The sequence below is a fragment of the Pelagerythrobacter rhizovicinus genome (assembly GCF_004135625.1).
GTDB lineage: Bacteria > Pseudomonadota > Alphaproteobacteria > Sphingomonadales > Sphingomonadaceae > Pelagerythrobacter > Pelagerythrobacter rhizovicinus.
In genome coordinates, this window is the sequence record NZ_SDPV01000002.1 from 237650 (window position 1) to 254360 (window position 16711).

At 67.2% G+C, this 16711-nt stretch carries 16 protein-coding genes; 8 read left to right on the forward strand and 8 right to left on the reverse strand.

Annotated elements, in window-relative coordinates; genetic code table 11:
- Positions 1-17 precede the first annotated feature (17 nt).
- Together clpB and ETX26_RS09190 are read right to left on the reverse strand one after the other, a co-directional pair.
- Positions 18-2597 carry an ATP-dependent chaperone ClpB gene (gene clpB, locus ETX26_RS09185; protein WP_129524411.1) on the reverse strand — a complete coding sequence of 860 codons (2580 nt, stop codon included), beginning with the start codon at positions 2595-2597 and terminating at the stop codon, positions 18-20.
- 461 nt (positions 2598-3058) lie between these two features.
- Positions 3059-4513: an ATP-binding protein gene (locus ETX26_RS09190; RefSeq protein ID WP_129524412.1), complete on the reverse strand. Its 1455-nt coding sequence runs from the start codon at positions 4511-4513 to the stop codon at positions 3059-3061.
- Between the two features lie 185 nt (positions 4514-4698).
- Here ETX26_RS09190 and ETX26_RS09195 point away from each other — a divergent pair, with 185 nt between their 5' ends.
- The 3 genes from ETX26_RS09195 to ETX26_RS09205 all read left to right on the forward strand — a co-directional run bounded on the left by ETX26_RS09195 (position 4699) and on the right by ETX26_RS09205 (position 8424).
- A complete protein-coding gene (locus ETX26_RS09195; RefSeq protein WP_129524413.1) occupies positions 4699-7608 on the forward strand; it encodes a M16 family metallopeptidase in 2910 nt (969 codons plus the stop codon).
- A gap of 64 nt (positions 7609-7672) precedes the next feature.
- Positions 7673-7978 carry a hypothetical protein gene (locus tag ETX26_RS09200; protein ID WP_129525314.1) on the forward strand — a complete coding sequence of 102 codons (306 nt, stop codon included), beginning with the start codon at positions 7673-7675 and terminating at the stop codon, positions 7976-7978.
- A gap of 95 nt (positions 7979-8073) precedes the next feature.
- A complete protein-coding gene (locus tag ETX26_RS09205) occupies positions 8074-8424 on the forward strand; it encodes a DUF2200 domain-containing protein (RefSeq protein ID WP_129524414.1) in 351 nt (116 codons plus the stop codon).
- 266 nt (positions 8425-8690) lie between these two features.
- On the opposite strand, the gene ETX26_RS09210 is transcribed toward ETX26_RS09205, so the two are convergent.
- The 6 genes from ETX26_RS09210 to rpsU all read right to left on the reverse strand — a co-directional run bounded on the left by ETX26_RS09210 (position 8691) and on the right by rpsU (position 13427).
- Positions 8691-9056, reverse strand: coding sequence for a VOC family protein (locus ETX26_RS09210; RefSeq protein ID WP_129524415.1), 366 nt, complete (start codon positions 9054-9056; stop codon positions 8691-8693).
- A 28-nt stretch (positions 9057-9084) separates the two neighbouring features.
- Positions 9085-10581 carry an Asp-tRNA(Asn)/Glu-tRNA(Gln) amidotransferase subunit GatB gene (gatB, locus tag ETX26_RS09215; protein WP_129524416.1) on the reverse strand — a complete coding sequence of 499 codons (1497 nt, stop codon included), beginning with the start codon at positions 10579-10581 and terminating at the stop codon, positions 9085-9087.
- A gap of 13 nt (positions 10582-10594) precedes the next feature.
- The gene (gatA, locus tag ETX26_RS09220) at positions 10595-12079 is read right to left on the reverse strand and encodes an Asp-tRNA(Asn)/Glu-tRNA(Gln) amidotransferase subunit GatA (protein WP_129524417.1); all 1485 of its coding nucleotides are present in this window, start codon (positions 12077-12079) and stop codon (positions 10595-10597) included.
- Positions 12080-12182: 103 nt separating this feature from the next.
- Positions 12183-12485, reverse strand: coding sequence for an Asp-tRNA(Asn)/Glu-tRNA(Gln) amidotransferase subunit GatC (gatC, locus tag ETX26_RS09225; protein WP_129524418.1), 303 nt, complete (start codon positions 12483-12485; stop codon positions 12183-12185).
- Between the two features lie 85 nt (positions 12486-12570).
- Entirely contained in the window at positions 12571-13137 is a 567-nt protein-coding gene (locus tag ETX26_RS09230) for an FKBP-type peptidyl-prolyl cis-trans isomerase (RefSeq protein ID WP_129524419.1), read from the reverse strand.
- Between the two features lie 83 nt (positions 13138-13220).
- Positions 13221-13427: a 30S ribosomal protein S21 gene (rpsU, locus tag ETX26_RS09235; RefSeq protein ID WP_119513172.1), complete on the reverse strand. Its 207-nt coding sequence runs from the start codon at positions 13425-13427 to the stop codon at positions 13221-13223.
- A 212-nt stretch (positions 13428-13639) separates the two neighbouring features.
- Here rpsU and crcB point away from each other — a divergent pair, with 212 nt between their 5' ends.
- From crcB to ETX26_RS09260, 5 genes are read left to right on the forward strand one after another with little or no spacing between them, the layout of a single operon-like run.
- A complete protein-coding gene (gene crcB, locus ETX26_RS09240; RefSeq protein ID WP_129524420.1) occupies positions 13640-14050 on the forward strand; it encodes a fluoride efflux transporter CrcB in 411 nt (136 codons plus the stop codon).
- On the forward strand, positions 14047-15162 hold the full coding sequence (locus ETX26_RS09245; protein WP_129524421.1) for an RluA family pseudouridine synthase: 1116 nt from the start codon (positions 14047-14049) through the stop codon (positions 15160-15162). The genes crcB and ETX26_RS09245 overlap by 4 nt, the downstream gene beginning before the upstream one ends.
- Entirely contained in the window at positions 15159-15812 is a 654-nt protein-coding gene (locus ETX26_RS09250) for an HAD-IA family hydrolase (protein ID WP_129524422.1), read from the forward strand. Before ETX26_RS09245 ends, ETX26_RS09250 begins: the two co-directional genes overlap by 4 nt.
- Positions 15809-16015, forward strand: a complete 207-nt coding sequence (locus ETX26_RS09255) for a hypothetical protein (protein ID WP_129524423.1) — start codon at positions 15809-15811, stop codon at positions 16013-16015. Before ETX26_RS09250 ends, ETX26_RS09255 begins: the two co-directional genes overlap by 4 nt.
- Positions 16012-16704, forward strand: a complete 693-nt coding sequence (locus tag ETX26_RS09260) for an ATP12 family chaperone protein (RefSeq protein ID WP_129524424.1) — start codon at positions 16012-16014, stop codon at positions 16702-16704. Before ETX26_RS09255 ends, ETX26_RS09260 begins: the two co-directional genes overlap by 4 nt.
- Positions 16705-16711 lie beyond the last annotated feature (7 nt).

Sequence of the window (16711 nt, forward strand, 5' to 3'; positions counted from 1 at the left end):
TGCCGTGTTTGCGGATCCTACCCCACCACCATCTCCAACTCCCCATCCCCCTCGTCCACCTTCACCGTGGCCCCGTCCGGCACTTCGCCGGCCAGCAGCTTCTCGGCCAGGGGATCCTGCAAGTACCGCTGCACCGCCCGCTTCAACGGCCGGGCGCCGTAGACGGGATCGTAGCCCACGCGCCCGAGCCAGCGGCGGGCGGCGTCGGTCAGATCTAGTTCGATCTTGCGGTCTTTCAGCAGCTTCTGCACGCGCGCGACCTGGATATCGACGATCGGTGCCATGTGCTCTGGCGCGAGGCGGTGGAACAGGATGATCTCGTCCAGCCGGTTGAGGAACTCGGGGCGGAAATGCCCACGCACGACGTCCATCACCTGCGGCTCGACGCTCTCGACGCCCTGCCCGTCCTCGATCTGGGTGAGGAACTGGCTGCCGAGGTTGCTGGTGAGGATGATCAGCGTGTTCGAGAAGTCGACCACCCTGCCCTGCCCGTCGGTCAGGCGCCCGTCGTCGAGGACCTGGAGCAGGACGTTGAACACGTCGTTGTGCGCCTTCTCGACCTCGTCGAACAGCACGACCTGATAGGGCCGGCGGCGAACCGCCTCGGTCAGGACGCCGCCTTCCTCGTAGCCGACATAGCCCGGAGGCGCGCCGATCAGCCGGGCGACCGCGTGCTTCTCCATGAACTCGCTCATGTCGATGCGGACCATCGCGTTGTCGTCGTCGAACAGGAATCCGGCGAGCGCTTTGGTCAGCTCGGTCTTGCCGACGCCCGTGGGTCCGAGAAACAGGAAGCTGCCCAGCGGCCGGTTCGGATCCTGCAGGCCCGCACGCGCGCGGCGCACGGCCTTTGAAACCGCCTGCACCGCCTGCTCCTGGCCGATCACCCGCTTGCCGAGGATCGATTCCATCTGGAGCAGCTTCTCGCGCTCGCCTTCCATCATCTTGTCGATCGGCACGCCGGTCCAGCGGCTCACGATCGAGGCGATGTCCTCTTCGGTTACCTCCTCGCGCAGCAGGGCATTCTCGGCCTGTCCCTGGGCTTCGGCGAGCTGCTTCTCGAGCTCGGGAATGCGCCCGTAGGAGAGCTCGCCAGCCTTTGCGAGATCGCCGGCACGCTGCGCCTGTTCGAGCTCGATCCGCGCCTGGTCGAGCTCTTCCTTGAGCCGGCTCTCGGCGTGGATCTTGTCGCGCTCGTTCTGCCAGCGCGTGGTCAGCTCGCTCGACTGCTGTTCGAGATTGGCGAGCTCCTCGCGCAGCGCATCCAGCCGATCCTTCGAGGCCTGATCGCTCTCCTTCCCGAGCGCCTGCTCCTCGATCTTGAGCTGGATGATCCGCCGGTCGAGCGCCTCGATCTCCTCGGGCTTGCTCTCCACTTCCATGCGGATGCGGCTGGCGGCCTCGTCCATCAGGTCGATCGCCTTGTCGGGCAGGAAGCGGTTCTGGATGTAGCGGTTGGAAAGCTGCGCCGCGGCGACGATCGCGCCGTCGGTGATGCGCACGCCGTGGTGCAACTCGTACTTGTCCTTGATCCCGCGCAGGATCGAGATCGTGTCCTCCACCGTCGGCTCGTCGATATAGACGGGCTGGAAGCGCCGCTGCAGCGCCGGGTCCTTCTCGACGTACTTCTGGTACTCGTCGAGCGTGGTCGCGCCGATGCAGTGGAGCTCGCCGCGGCTGAGCGCGGGCTTGAGCAGGTTGGAGGCGTCCATCGAGCCTTCCGAAGCGCCCGCGCCGATCAGCGTGTGCATCTCGTCGATGAACAGGATGATCTGCCCTTCGGCGCCCTTCACCTCGTCGAGCACGGCCTTCAGCCGCTCCTCGAATTCGCCGCGATACTTCGCGCCGGCGATCAGCGCACCCATGTCGAGCGCCATCAGCGTGCGGCCCTTGAGGCTGTCGGGCACGTCGCCGTTGGCGATGCGCAGCGCGAGGCCCTCGGCGATGGCGGTCTTGCCGGTGCCCGGCTCGCCGATCAGCGCGGGGTTGTTCTTGGTCCGGCGGGCGAGGATTTGCACGGTCCGGCGGATCTCCTCGTCGCGGCCGATGACGGGGTCGAGCTTGCCGTCGCGCGCCGCCTGGGTGAGATCGCGGGCATAGCGCTTCATCGCGTCGTAGGCCTGCTCGGCACTGGCGCTGTCGGCGGTGCGGCCCTTGCGCAGCTCGTTGATCGCGGTGTTGAGCTTCTGGGGGTCGATGCCCGCATCCTTGAGCGCCTGCCCGGCGGCCGTGGTCGAGGCGAGCGCCAGCGCCACCAGCAGCCGCTCCACGGTGACGAAGCTGTCGCCCGCCTTGCTCGCGATCTGCTCGGCCTGGTCGAGCACGCGCACGGCTTCGTTGTCGAGCCCGGGCGTCTGCTGCGCGCCGCCGCCCGAAACCGCGGGAATCTTCGCAAGCTCGGCATCGACGCGATCGACCGCGCGACCTACATCGCCACCGGCGCGCTGTATCAGACCGGCGGCCATGCCTTCGCTGTCCTCGAGCAGCGCCTTGAGCAGATGCAGCGGCGTGATCCGCTGATGGCTCATACGAATGGCGACGGTCTGCGCGCTCTGCAGGAAACCTTTTGCGCGATCGGTGAACTTTTCGAGATTCATCGGTGATCCCTCATACTGGCTACCGGCTCGATATGGTGTTGCGGATTTGCAACACAAGAACACGCCTGCGCGAAATTTCACGAGGTGCGTCAGGGGAGGATATAAGACCTCTCCCGGCTTGGAGGAGAGGAATGCGAGCATATAACCAATTTGGTTATCAATGTCAAGAAGATTATTCAACCAGGCTCAATGTCATTAGCAAAGCCGCCCGCTCGGGACAGGCTTCTCAAGCTCACGGCACAGCTCCACATCGATGGCGCGCCGCTCCAACTCCCTGAAACTGCGGGTCGTTTCGATCGAGGAACCGTCACCCTGAACTTGTTTTCATGGGCTCCGCCCCCTCCTCTCGCACGACCAGTGCCGAGGGCGCGATGGATGCTGAACCGAGTTCAGCATGACGACCTTGGTGGACGAGCCTGAAGGTAGCGGACCTTCGGGTAGCGAACTTCGGTTCCGCCCCGCTAGGCCTCGCTCGCGGATCCCGCCTCGATTCCCGGCACGATCAGCGTCCGTCCGCCACCGAAATCCTGCCGCACGACGATCAGCCCGAGCCGTTCCATGTGCTCGAGCAGACGGCGAATCCGGCCCGGCGAGTTCGACCCGTAGACCCGCGCCAGTTCCTCGTCGTCGGGCGCGGACAGGCCTTCCGCCGCCGCGGCGGCGACCGCGAGATAGGGGGCCAGCACGTCGTCGGGCACGGCCTCGCCGAGTTGCAGGATGCGCGCGCGCACCGGCTCGTCAAGCCGCTCCAGCCCCGAGCCGGCGATCGCGAACCGGCGGCGGAACGCGATCATGTCGGGCAGCGGCCCGGCGAGCCGCTGCTGGCGGCAGCGCACGAGGAACCCCTGGTAGAGCGCCGAAGCGGACTGGAACGTGCTGCCTTCGCCGCGCGCCATTTCGGCGATGATCGCCTCAACCTGCTCCCGCGCATCCCCGGCGCCGCGAGACAGCTCGGCGGCAGGCGCCCGCTCCGCCTCCTGCCGCGCAATGCTCGCTTCGAGCTGTTCCGGCTTCGGTGCAGGCGGCGGAGGCGGCGGCGGAGCCGCTTTGGCGGCCTCGCCCGCCAGTTCGTCCAGCAGCAGCGCCTCCATCTCCTCGGGCGCGGCGCTCGGCAGCGGCATCAGCCCGTCCTTGCGCGCGACGCTGCCCGACTTCACCGGCCCGATCTTCACCGCCACCGGCCGCCGCGTGATCGCCGGGCCGAGGGCGAGGAAATGCCCGCGCTCCAACTCACGGATACGCTCGGCCTGCCGGCGCTCCATCCCGAGAAGGTCCGCCGCGCGCACCATGTCGATATCCAGGAAAGTGCGCCCCATCAGGAAGTTGGAGGCTTCCGCGGCCACGTTCTTCGCCAGCTTCGCCAGCCGCTGGGTCGCGACGATCCCCGCCAGCCCGCGCTTGCGCCCGCGGCACATGAGGTTGGTCATGGCCGAGAGCGTCATGCGCCGCGTGTCTTCGGCAATCTCGCCGGCGACGGCAGGCGCGAACATCTGCGCCTCGTCGACCACCACCAGCGCCGGATACCAGTGCTCGCGCGGGGCATCGAACAGCGCGGTGATGAACTGCGCCGCGCAGCGGATCTGCTGCTCGACCTCCAGCCCCTCGAGCGCAAGCACGACCGAGGCGCGGTGCGCGCGGATGCGCCGGGCGAGCGTCTCGATCTCCGCCGGCGAGTACGCCGCGCCGTCGATGACGACATGGCCGAACGGCTCGGCCAGTGTGACGAAATCGCCCTCCGGGTCGATCACGACCTGCTGCACCATCTGCGCACTTTCCTCCAGCAGACGGCGCAGCAGATGCGACTTGCCGCTGCCCGAATTGCCCTGGACGAGCAGGCGCGTCGCGAGCAACTCCTCGATGTCGAAGGTGACGGGCGCGCCGCCCGCGTCATGGCCGATGGTGATCTGCGGTTTCACAGCCCATGCGCCTAGCGATCCGACCCCTCCCACCGGAAGGGGCGACGATCACTTATCCCGAGCGAATCGCGTGCCTCCCCTGCGCGCCGGTACGCCCCCTTATGCCGTTCGCCGAAAAGTCGTGTCGAATCGCTTCTCGCCGCCTAGTGTGGACCACAGGAACGAATCCATTCCGGGGGAAAATCATGCGTTTGAAACTCGCCGCGGTCAGCCTTGCCGCGCTTTCGCTTGCCATGTCGGCCGGGGCTCAGGCTCAGCAGGTCGCAGATCCCGCCGCCCAGGCCGCAGCCGCCGCAACGGGCGAGCCTGCGCCCGTGTCCGAGCTGATCGAAAGCGTTTCGATCCCGTACGAACAGTTCCAGCTCGACAACGGCCTTACCGTGCTGGTGCACGAGGATCGCAAGGCGCCGGTTGTCGGCGTGTCGGTCTGGTACGAGGTCGGCTCGAAGCACGAGCCCAAGGGCAAGACCGGCTTCGCCCACTTGTTCGAGCACCTGATGTTCAACGGCAGCGAGAACGCGCCGGGCGACTTCTTCGAGCCGCTTCAGCAAGTCGGCGCGACCGACTTCAACGGCACGACCTGGTTCGACCGCACCAACTATTTCGAGACCGTGCCGACCGGCGCGCTCGACCTGGCACTGATGCTGGAGAGCGACCGCATGGGCCACCTGCTCGGCGCCGTGACGCAGGAGAAGCTCGATAACCAGATCGGCGTGGTCCAGAACGAGAAGCGCCAGGGCGACAACCAGCCCTACGGCCTCGTCGAGTACGAGCAGCTCGAGAACCTCTACCCCTCCGGCCACCCCTACCACCACTCGACGATCGGCTCGATGGACGACCTGTCGGGCGCAACGCTCGAGGACGTGCGCAAGTGGTTCCGCGACCACTACGGTCCCAACAACGCGGTGCTCGTCCTCGCAGGCGACATCGACACCGCGACCGCGCGCGAGAAGGTGACCAAGTGGTTCGGCGCAATCCCCGCGGGTCCGGAGATCCACCCGGTCTCCGCACCGGTGCCGACCTTGCCGGAACCGCTGTCGAAGACGATTTACGACCGCATCGCCAGCCCACGCCTCTATCGCATGTGGGCAGTGCCGGGGCTCGACAACCCCGAATACCTGCCGCTGGCCATGGGTGCGACAGTTCTCGGCGGCCTCGCCAGTTCGCGCCTCGACAACGCGCTCGTGCGCGAGCAGCAGCTTGCGGTGCGCGTGGTCGCCAGCGCGCAGATCTTCGCGCAGGCGGGCCAGTTCGTGGTCTATGCCGACGCCAAGCCGGGCGTGAGCCAGGAACAGCTCGCCGCCGCGCTCGATGCGGAAATCGCCGAGTTCATCGCCGAAGGTCCGACTGCGGACGAGCTGCAGCGCGCCGTCACCACCTATGCCGCCGGGCAGATCCGCGGTCTGGAGCAGGTCGGCGGCTTCTCCGGCAAGGCGCCGACTTTGGCCGAAGGCCTGCTCTATTCGGGCAATCCGGCCGAGTACAAGGAAGTGCTCGAAACCGCCGCCGCGATGACACCCGAGCGCGTCCGCGACGTGACCGCCAAGTGGCTCTCGCGCCCGGTCTTCAAGCTCACGGTCGAGCCCGGCGAGCGCAAGGAAGGTGGCGAGAACCGCGGCGGGTACTTCACCGGCGTCGGCGACAGCGGCCTTGCCGGCCCTGCATTCTACTCCAGCCCGCTTTCGATGCAGGCTGGCACTGCCGCGGCCGAAGTCGACCGGTCGACCCTGCCCGAAGTGGGCGAGCTGAAGCCGCTCGACTTCCCGGATATCCAGCGCGCGACGCTCTCGAACGGGATGGAAGTCTACTTCGCGCGGCGCGACGCCGTGCCGACGGTCAGCGTGCGGGTGAACTTCGACGCCGGCTATGCCGCCGATCCGAAGGACAAGCTCGGCGTCCAGTCGCTGATGCTGAGCATGATGGACGAAGGCACGACCAGCCTCGATTCGAACGCGCTGGCGATCGCCAAGGAACGGCTCGGCGCGAACCTCTACACGTATGCCGACATGGACACGACCGCGGTCGGTCTCGATGCCATGGCGCCGAATCTGGCGCCCTCGCTCGAGCTGATGGCGGACTACATCCGCAACCCGGCGTTCGATCCCGAGGAGCTTGAACGTGTTCGCGCGCAGCAGCTCACGCGCATTCAGAACGAGCTCAACAGCCCCGGCGCCATTGCGCAGCGCGCGCTGGCTCCGGTCCTGTTCGGCGATGCCCATCCCTACGGCATTCCGCCGTCGGGCACCGGCAACCCCGATGTCGTCGCATCGCTGACCGCGCAGGAGCTGCGCACCTTCCACGACACATGGCTGCGCCCCGATCTCGCCCGCATCTTCGTGGTCGGCGACACGACGCTGGCGGAGACCACCCGCCTGCTGGAGGAGGCTTTCGGCAACTGGCAGGCCCCCGCCACGCCAGCGCCGGAAAAGAACTTCGAAGTCGCCGTCCCCGCGCAGGAATCGCGCATCATCCTGATCGACCGGCCGAATTCGCCGCAGTCGGTGATCCTCGCCGGACGCGTGCTCGAGCACAAGGGAACCGACGATCTTCTCGTGCTCGGCGCCGCCAACGAGGTCTTCGGCGGCAGCTTTCTCAGCCGCATCAACATGAACCTGCGCGAGACCAAGGGCTGGTCCTACGGCGTGCGCAGCATGGTCCAGCAGCCGCTCGACCGCTCCAGCTTCATGATCTACGCGCCGGTCCAGGCGGACCGTACCGGCGACTCGATCGTCGAGCTGCGCAAGGACCTCATGGCCTACACGGACGAGGGCGAGGGGGTGACGGAGCAGGAGCTGACCCGCCTCATCAACGGCAACGTGCGCGAGCTGCCAGGTCAGTTCGAAACCTCGGGCGACGTGCTTGGCGGCATCGTCAATATCGTCACCTACGGCCGGCCGGACGACTACTACGAGACGCTGAGCGAGCGATACTCGGCTCTCACCGCATCCGAGATCGATGCCGAGGCGATCGAATCGCTCGAAGAGAACGACCTCGTTTTCGTGGTGGTCGGCGATGCCGACGTGGTCCGGCCGCAGCTCGAAACGACTGGTTTGCCCATCGAAGTGCGGGAGGCGGAAACCTCGACTGGCGAATGAGCTTGTTGACATCAGTGTAAGCAATCGCGATTGCTGATGCGCGTTTCAAAACGAGGAGATGACTATGTCTGTTGGCGGCACTTACGACTGCGTGACCAAGACCCCGATGGGTGAGCAGAAGAGCACCTTCACCGTGGTCCCAAGCGAGGACGGCACGACCTTCACCGGCAGCAATGCCGGCACGCTCGGTTCGATGGAGGTCAAGGACGGCAAGATCGACGGCAACACGCTGACCTGGAAGATGGACATGACTGTGCCGATGCCGATGACGCTCGAAGGCACCGCCACGGTGGACGGCGACCAGCTCACCGGTTCGGTCAACGCCGGCGCTTTCGGCGCCATGCCGATGACGGGCCAGCGCCAGGCCTGACACTCGCCTTCGCGAAGAGAACGGGGCCGCCGGAGCGATCCGGCGGCCCTTTTCTTTTCGCACCCGGTCCGGCAAGCTCGATTACCGGAGGCGTCATGACTAGGCACCGCATATATTCGATGAGCGTCGCGAGTGTGTATCCCCACTACGTCACCAAGGCGGAGAAGAAGGGGCGCACGAAAGCGGAAGTCGACGAGATCATCCGTTGGCTGACCGGGCACAGCCAGGCATCGCTGGAGGACGAGCTGGCGAAGAAGACCAGCTTCGAGGATTTCTTCGCGCAGGCCCCCCAAATGAACCCCGCGCGCTCGCTGATCACCGGAACGGTCTGCGGCGTGCGGGTGGAGGAGGTCGAGGAACCGCTGATGCGCAAAATTCGCTACCTCGACAAACTGATCGACGAGCTGGCGAAAGGGCGTCCGATGGAGAAGATACTGCGCGCCTGAGACGGCAAGCGTCCTCTGCGGATGCCAGGGTGGCGGCCTTCAACGCCACGGTCTTCGAAGACGCGCACTTCTCACCCCACCTGTCATTCCCGCGCACGCGGGAATGACAGGTGGGGAACGACCGCACCCTGGATCCCCGCTTTCGCGGGGATGACGCCCGGCATTGGCTGACCATCGAACGGGGCAAGGCCATCTGCAGATCGGCCCTCCCCGCATCCAACCCGCCGGTCCAGTGCACCTCGCCAACATCTGAATGTCGATCGATCCTAGCGATTGTCCGCCGAGGGTTCCCACAGCTCGATCGGATTTCCTTCGGGATCGTGGATGCGGCAGAAGCGGCCCACTTCGGAATCCCACTCCGCCCGCGTCTCGACGGCAATTCCCGCGGCCCTGAGATCGGCCATGGCAGCGTCGAGATCGTCGACGCGAAAGTTGATCAGCCACTGCTGTTCGGAACGGCCGAAGTACTCGGTGTCCGCGGCGAAGGGGGCGAAAACCGTGGGCCCCGCCTGCTGGCGCCACACGGTCTTGGCGATGTCGTCGATCCCGAGATGCGTCTCGTACCATGCGGCAAGAGCGGCCGGGTCACGTGCCCGGAAGAAGAAGCCCCCTACGCCCGTAACCCTGGTCATCACGCTCTCCCCTTTTGGCCGGTGGAAGCTACCCCAGTTTCGCCTTCAGCAGTTCGTTGACCACAGCCGGGTTGGCCTTGCCCTGCATGGCCTTCATCGTCTGGCCGACGAAGAAGCCGAACAGCTTGTCCTTGCCGCCGCGGTATTCCTCGACCTTGTCGGCGTTGGCGGCGAGGACCTTGTCGATCTCGGCCTGGATCGCGCCGGTGTCGCTCTGCTGCTTGAGGCCTTCGGTCTCGGCGATCTCGGCCGGTGCGCGGCCGGTCTTGAGGACGATCTCGAAGATCTCCTTCGCCTGCCCGCCCGAGATCTCGCCCGCGGCCTGCATCTGCAGGATCGCGGCCTGCGCCCCGGCCGTGGCGTGCGCGGGATTGGCCTCGTCGCCCAGCGCGTTCATCACGCCCGGCGCGACCGAAAGCGACCAGTTGGCGACCTGCGTGGCGACGTCCTTCTCGCTCTTGCCGAGCCGCTTGGCGGTTTCCGCCAGCAGCGTCTCGAACCGGGCGAAGGTCTCGACCTCGGCCGTCAGAACGGCGGCGTTGTAGTCCGACAGACCCAGTTCCTCGACATAGCGGCGGCGCTTGGCGTCGGGCAGCTCGGGCAGCGAGGCGCGGCACTCTTCAAGGAACGCATCATCGAGCTCGAGCGGCAGCAGGTCGGGATCGGGGAAGTAGCGATAATCGTGCGCGTCTTCCTTGCTGCGCATCGACCGCGTGGTACCGCTGTTCGGATCGAACAGGCGCGTTTCCTGCACCACGGTGCCGCCGTTCTCGATCAGGTCGACCTGGCGGTTCGCCTCGTGCTCGATCGCCTGCATGACGAAGCGCACCGAGTTGACGTTCTTCGTCTCGGTCCGCGTGCCGAACTCCTCGCCCGGGCGGCGCACTGAGACGTTGACGTCGGCGCGCATGGAGCCTTCCTCCATGTTGCCGTCGCACGAGCCGACGTAGCGCAGGATCGTGCGCAGCTTGCGCAGATAGGCGCCCGCCTCCGCCGGCGAGCGCATATCGGGCCGCGAGACGATCTCCATCAGCGCGACGCCGCAGCGGTTGAGATCGACGTAGCTCATCGTCGGGTGCTGATCGTGCATCAGCTTGCCCGCATCCTGCTCGACATGGATGCGCTCGATGCCGACGACCTTGTCCTGCGGGATGCCGGCCTTCTCGTCCGCCTCGATGGTCAGCGAGCCCTCACCCACCAGCGGGTGATAGAGCTGGCTGATCTGATAGCCCTGCGGCAGGTCGGCGTAGAAGTAGTTCTTGCGGTCGAACCGGCTCCACCGGTTGATCTCGGCCTCGATCGCCATGCCGGTGCGCACCGCCTGGCGGATGCATTCGCGGTTCGGGACCGGAAGCATGCCCGGCATCGCCGCGTCGATCAGGCTCACCTGCGTGTTCGGCTCCGCACCGAAGGCCGTGGAGGCGCCCGAGAACAGCTTGGCGTTCGAGGTGACCTGCGCATGGACCTCGAGGCCGATCACGACCTCCCACTCGCCCGTCGCGCCCTGGATGCGGTAAGTGCTCATCGTCTCGCCTCCCTCACCACCACTTCTCCGGCTTCGCATCGAAGCCCGCGCGTTGCTGGATCGCGAGCCCGGCGTTCAGCACGCCCTGCTCGTCGAAGGCCTTGCCGATGAGCTGGAGGCCGAGCGGCAGACCGTCGCCGTTGAGCATCGCCGGCACGCTCATCGCGGGCAGGCCCGCGAGGCTGGCGGGAACGGCGAAGACGTCGTTCAGGTACATCGCCAGCGGGTCGTCCGTCTTGTCGCCCAGCGCGAAGGCGGCGGTCGGCGTCGTCGGCGCCAGGATCACGTCGCACTGCGCCCAGGCCTTTTCGAAGTCGCGCGCGATCAGCGTGCGGACCCGCTGTGCCTGGTTGTAGTAGGCATCGTAGAACCCCGCCGAGAGCACGTAGGTGCCGATCAGGATGCGGCGCTTGACCTCGTCGCCGAAGCCCTCGGCGCGCGTGGCGGCGTACATGTCCTGCAGCCCGGCGCCGTCCGGCAGCTCGCGCAGGCCGTAGCGAACACCGTCGTAGCGGGCGAGATTGCTCGAGGCCTCGGCCGGCGCGATGATGTAGTAGGCCGGCAGCGCATACTTCGTGTGCGGCAGGCTGATGTCGACCACTTCGGCGCCGGCGTCGCGCAGCCATTCCTTGCCGCGCTCCCAGCTTTCCAGGATTTCCGGGTCAGTCCCCTCCATCCGGTATTCCCTGGGGATGCCGACCTTCTTGCCGCGCAGATCGGCGGAGAGGTTCGCTTCCCACTCGGGCACCGGCAGGTCGAGCGAGGTTGAATCCTTCGGATCGAAGCCCGCCATTGCCTCGAGCATGATCGCGCAGTCCTCGACGCTCCGCGCCATCGGCCCGGCCTGGTCGAGGCTGGACGCGAACGCGACGACCCCCCAGCGGCTGCAGCGGCCGTAGGTCGGCTTGATCCCGCAGATGCCGGTGAACGCGGCCGGCTGGCGGATCGAGCCGCCGGTGTCGGTGCCGGTCGCTGCCGGTGCGATCCGCGCGGCTACTACCGCCGAGGAGCCGCCCGACGATCCGCCCGGCGCTAGATCGGCGTTGCCGCCGTCCTTGTGCCGCCAGGGGCTAACGACGTTGCCGAAGTAGCTGGTCTCGTTCGAGGAGCCCATCGCGAACTGGTCGAGGTTGAGCTTGCCCAGCATCCCCGCGCCCGCGTTCCACAGGTTCTGCGAAACGGTGCTCTCGTACTCTGGCGTGAAGCGTTCGAGGATATGGCTCGCCGCGGTCGTCTGCACGCCCTGGGTGGCGAACAGGTCCTTCATCCCGATCGGCACGCCGGCCATGGCGCCAAGCGCCTTGCCCGCGGCACGGTCGCTATCGACCTTCTCCGCCGCGGCCAGCGCGTGGTCGGGCGTCGTGACGATGAAGGCGTTGAGCTCGCCCGCGGCGGCCACGGCCGCGTTGTGCGCCTCGGCCACCTCAAGCGCGGTGAAGTCGCCCGCGGCCACCCCGTCACGGATCGCCTTGACGCCTAGTTCGGTCAATTCGGTCATAGCACTGAGTCCCAGCGAAGGCTGGGACCTCGTGCCGCCAGCGCTCCGCCCGTTGGAGAGAGGCCCCAGCCTTCGCTGGGGCTCACGATGGGTTCGGCGATCGTCACTCGATCACCTTGGGCACGCCGAAGAAGCCGTGTTCGGCCGCAGGCGCATTGGCCAGCACCGCATCGCGCTTGTCGCCGCCGGTCAGCGGGTCGGCGTCGATCGCGTCGTCGCGCAGGCGCAGGGTGTTGGGGATGACGGCGGTCATCGGCTCGACCTGCGAGGTATCGACCTCGCCGAGCTGCTCGACCCAATCGAGGATCTGCGAAAGCTCGGGCGCCATGCGCGCGAGTTCGTCCTCGCTCATCTTGATGCGGGCCAGCGAGGCGATCTTCGCCACGGTGGTCTGGTCGACGGACATGAGAATTGCCCTTCGTCTGGAGGGTGAATTGTCGCGAGCGGCGCTAGCAGCGCGCCCTCGGGCGTTCAAGCGGCGGCAGCGCGCCTCATTGCCCGGGTTGCGGCGCGCCTTCCGGCATCTGTTGCTGCTGTTGCTGCTGCATCATCTGCTGGAGCATCGCGACCCGGCGCTGGAAATCCTCGCGATTCATGATCTCGGTCACTTCCATGTCGAAGATCAGGTCGGCGCCCGCAGGAATGCCGGAGCCGGGCGGCGGCTCGTCGCCATAGGCGAGCTCGGCCGGAATCTCGAGCACGTACTTGCCGCCCTTCTGCATCTGCTGCAGCCCCTGCTCGAAGCCTGGAATGGTTGCACCTTCCTCGATCGGGAAGGGATTGCCCTCGGGCAGGAGCCCAGGGGGGAGCGGCAGCGACTGCGACTGGTCGAACACGGTGCCGTCGGCCAGCTTGCCCGTGTACTTCACGAACACGACGTCGCCGACTTGCGCCGTCGGGCCGCTACCCGCGCGCACTTGCTCCACGTTCACGCCTTGCGGCACGGCCGCCCAGGCGATTCCCGCGGCAAGCAACACCGCGGCGGCGACGCCGAGCCAAAGCTTGGCGAGCGAGCCTTTCGCGATGGGCTGGAGGGGGACGCGGGTGACTTCGGCCATGTCAGGTTCCTGAATGCAAAAGGGCGCGGGGATCGGCCCGCGCCCTGATGGCTTATCGCTGTGACGTCTTCAAGCGTTCCGGCTTACTTCGCGCCGTCGCGTTCCAGCCGCTTGCGCTCGAGCTTGCGGGCGCGGCGAACGGCAGCGGCCTTTTCACGGGCGCGCTTCTCGCTCGGCTTCTCGTAGTGACGGCGCAGCTTCATCTCGCGATACACGCCTTCGCGCTGCAGCTTCTTCTTGAGCGCGCGAAGGGCCTGGTCGACATTGTTATCGCGAACGACGATCTGCATAAATTCAAATACCTCACAGCAACGGCGCGAAACCCGCACAACGCGAGTCGCGCCTTTCGAAATCAACGAAAAGTGTGCCGAATCCGTTCCGGACCGGCTCGAACCGGGGCGCGCATAAGCGAACTCGCGCCGATTGGCAAGCCGCCACGCCGCCTGGCATCGCAATCGCGCTGCGGGATGACGAACGAACCAATGCCGTCTAAGGGGCGGCGATGTCCGCTATTTCACCCCTCACCGCATCGCTCTACGTCTTCGCCGGCGGCGGAGCGGGAGCGCTGCTGCGTTACCAGGCGGGCCGGTTCCTGACCCACCTGCTCGGGCCGCAGGCGGTCACCGCCTTTCCCTGGGCCACGCTGACCGTCAACGTGATCGGCAGTTGCGCCATGGGCTTGCTCGCCGGCTGGCTGGCGCGGCATGGCGATGCGGGGGGCGAGCAATGGCGCCTCCTGATTGGCGTTGGCCTGCTGGGTGGCTTCACGACCTTCTCCGCCTTCAGCCTCGAACTCATGCTGCTGATCGAGCGCGGCCAACCGTGGCTGGCGGTCAGCTATACGCTGATCTCCGTGCTGGCGGGGCTCACCGGGCTCTACATCGGCCTCATTGCCATGCGGATTGCGGGATGAGCGATTCGGTCCGCCAGTTCACTGTCCAGCCCGACGACGACGGCGTACGCCTCGACCGATGGTTCAAGCGTCACCTGCCGCAGATCGGCTTCGCGACGATCTCCAAATGGGCCCGCACGGGTCAGATCCGCGTCGACGGCGGTCGCGCGAAGCCTGAGGATCGGCTTGCCGCCGGCCAAATCGTACGCGTCCCTCCGGGCGGCGAGGCGCCGCACCGCAAGCCGGTAGCGAAACGGGAGCTGACGGCGGACGAGATCGCCGAGGCGCAGGCCATGGTGATCGCACAGACCAAGTCCGCGATCGTGCTCAACAAGCCGCCGGGTCTGGCCACCCAGGGCGGCACCAAGACCCACCGCCACGTCGACGGGCTGCTCGACGCCTTCGCACCGGGCGAGGACGATCCGCGCCCGCGCCTCGTCCACCGGCTTGACAAGGACACCAGCGGCGTGCTGCTTGTGGCGCGCACTCCGGGAAGCGCGGCATCGTACTCCCGGCGCTTCTCGGGCCGCAGCGCGAAGAAGGTTTACTGGGCGCTGGTCGTCGGCGTGCCCGACGTGCCCGAAGGCACGATCGATGTCCCCCTTGCGAAGCAGCCCGGCACCGGCGGCGAGAAGATGCATGTCGACGAGGAGAACGGCCAGCGTGCTGTCACGCGCTACCGCGTGGTGGACAAGGCCGCGAAGAAGGCCGCTTGGGTCGAACTGGAGCCGATGACCGGGCGCACGCACCAGCTCCGCGTCCACATGGCCGCGATCGGCCACCCGATTCTCGGCGACGGTAAGTACGGCGGGCAGGACGCCTTCCTGACCGGCAGCGTGAGCCGCAAGATGCACCTCCATGCGCGGCGGTTGATCATCGAGCAGCCGGAAGGCGGCAAGCTCGACGTGACGGCCGACCTGCCCGAACATTTCGCGGCGAGCATGGAGCAACTCGGCTTCGATCCGGCGCTCAGCGAAGCCGAGCCGCTGCGCGAGGAATCGAACGAGCGCACGCCCGCGGAGAAGAAGCAGGCGGCCCGCGCGCATGCCAAGCAATATCGCCGGGGCCGCCGGGGCGAGCGCCGGTCGCGCGGCGCCGCTCCGAAGCCCAAAGGCAAGGGCAAGCGCAAGTGACCGTACGGCTGGCGATCTTCGACTGCGACGGGACGCTCGTCGATGGACAGGCGGCGATCTGCAACTCGATGGAGACGGCCTTCGCCAGTGCGGGCCTGCCCGCGCCTGACCGGCACGACGTGCGGCGGATCGTCGGGCTCAGCCTGCCGCAGGCGATCCGCCTGCTCGCGCCCGATGCGGACGACACGCTGCATCGCCACGCGGTCGACGCCTACAAGGAGGCATTCCGTGCCTGCCGGCTCGAGGGAACGCTGGAGGAGCCGTTGTTCGAAGGCATCGCCGACGTGCTCGTTCGCCTGGCGGAGGGCGGCTGGACGCTGGGTGTCGCGACCGGCAAGTCCGACCGGGGGCTCACGAGCTGCCTCGCCATCCACGGCCTCGCCGACCACTTCGTCACGCTTCAGACCGCCGACCGGCACCCCTCGAAGCCGCACCCGGCGATGCTCGAGGCGGCGCTGGTCGAGGCAGGGGCGGAGCCTGCCGATGCTGTGATGATCGGCGACACGACGTTCGACATGGAGATGGCCCGCGCCGCCGGCGTGCGCGCGATCGGCGTCGCCTGGGGCTATCACACGGAACGCGAGCTGCGCGAGGCAGGTGCCGAGCACGTCGCCGCGACTCCGGCCGAACTGGGAGATCTGCTGTCATGAGCGATCCTGCGCAGTCCCGCTATTTCGCGATGGTCGCGGTGCGCTTTGCCGGCGTCGCGCTGATCCTGCTCGGCATTCTCGTGGTGCGCCGAGTGCTGGAGCTGCCCGATGCCGCGGGTTACCTGCTGCTGATCCTAGGGCTGGCCGGATTCTTCGTCATGCCGACCGTACTCGCGCGGCGCTGGCGGAGCCCCAAGGAATGAAGCGCTTCTACCGCGAGGTTGCGGTCGAGGAAGCCGACGGCGGGTGGCGCGTCACGCTCGACGGCCGCGCCATCAAGACCGCCCTCGGTGCTCCGCAGATCGTGCCGACGCGCGAACTCGCCGAAGCTCTTGCCGCAGAATGGTCGCAGCAGGGCGAAGAGATCGACCCGCGCACGTTCCCGCGGCGCGACATGGCGGACTACGCGATCGACGTGGTGCGAGCGGATCGCACGGCAGCGATCGGCAAGCTGATGGCCTTCGCCGAGACCGATACGCTCTGCTACCGCGCCGATCCGGACGAGCCGCTCTTCCGCCGTCAGCATGAGCTATGGGAACCGCTGGTGACCGCCCTGGAAGCGCGTGAGGGCATTCGGCTCGACCGCGTGAGCGGCGTGATCCACCGCCCGCAGCCGCAGGCCAGCCTCGACGCGCTGCGCGCGCGGCTCGGCACGCTCGACGATTTCACGCTCGCCGCCTTGCAGACGATGGCCTCGCTCTGCGCCTCGCTCTGCATTGCGCTGGAGGCGCTGCAAGCCGACGCCGATGCCGAGGCGCTCTGGTCGGCTGCCCATCTCGAAGAGGAATGGCAGGCGGAGCTGTGGGGCCGCGACGCCGAAGCCGAGGCCCGGAGGGACAAACGACGGGCGGAGTTTCTGGACGCGTTCCGCTTCGCGAGGATCCTGGTCTAGCGCGAGC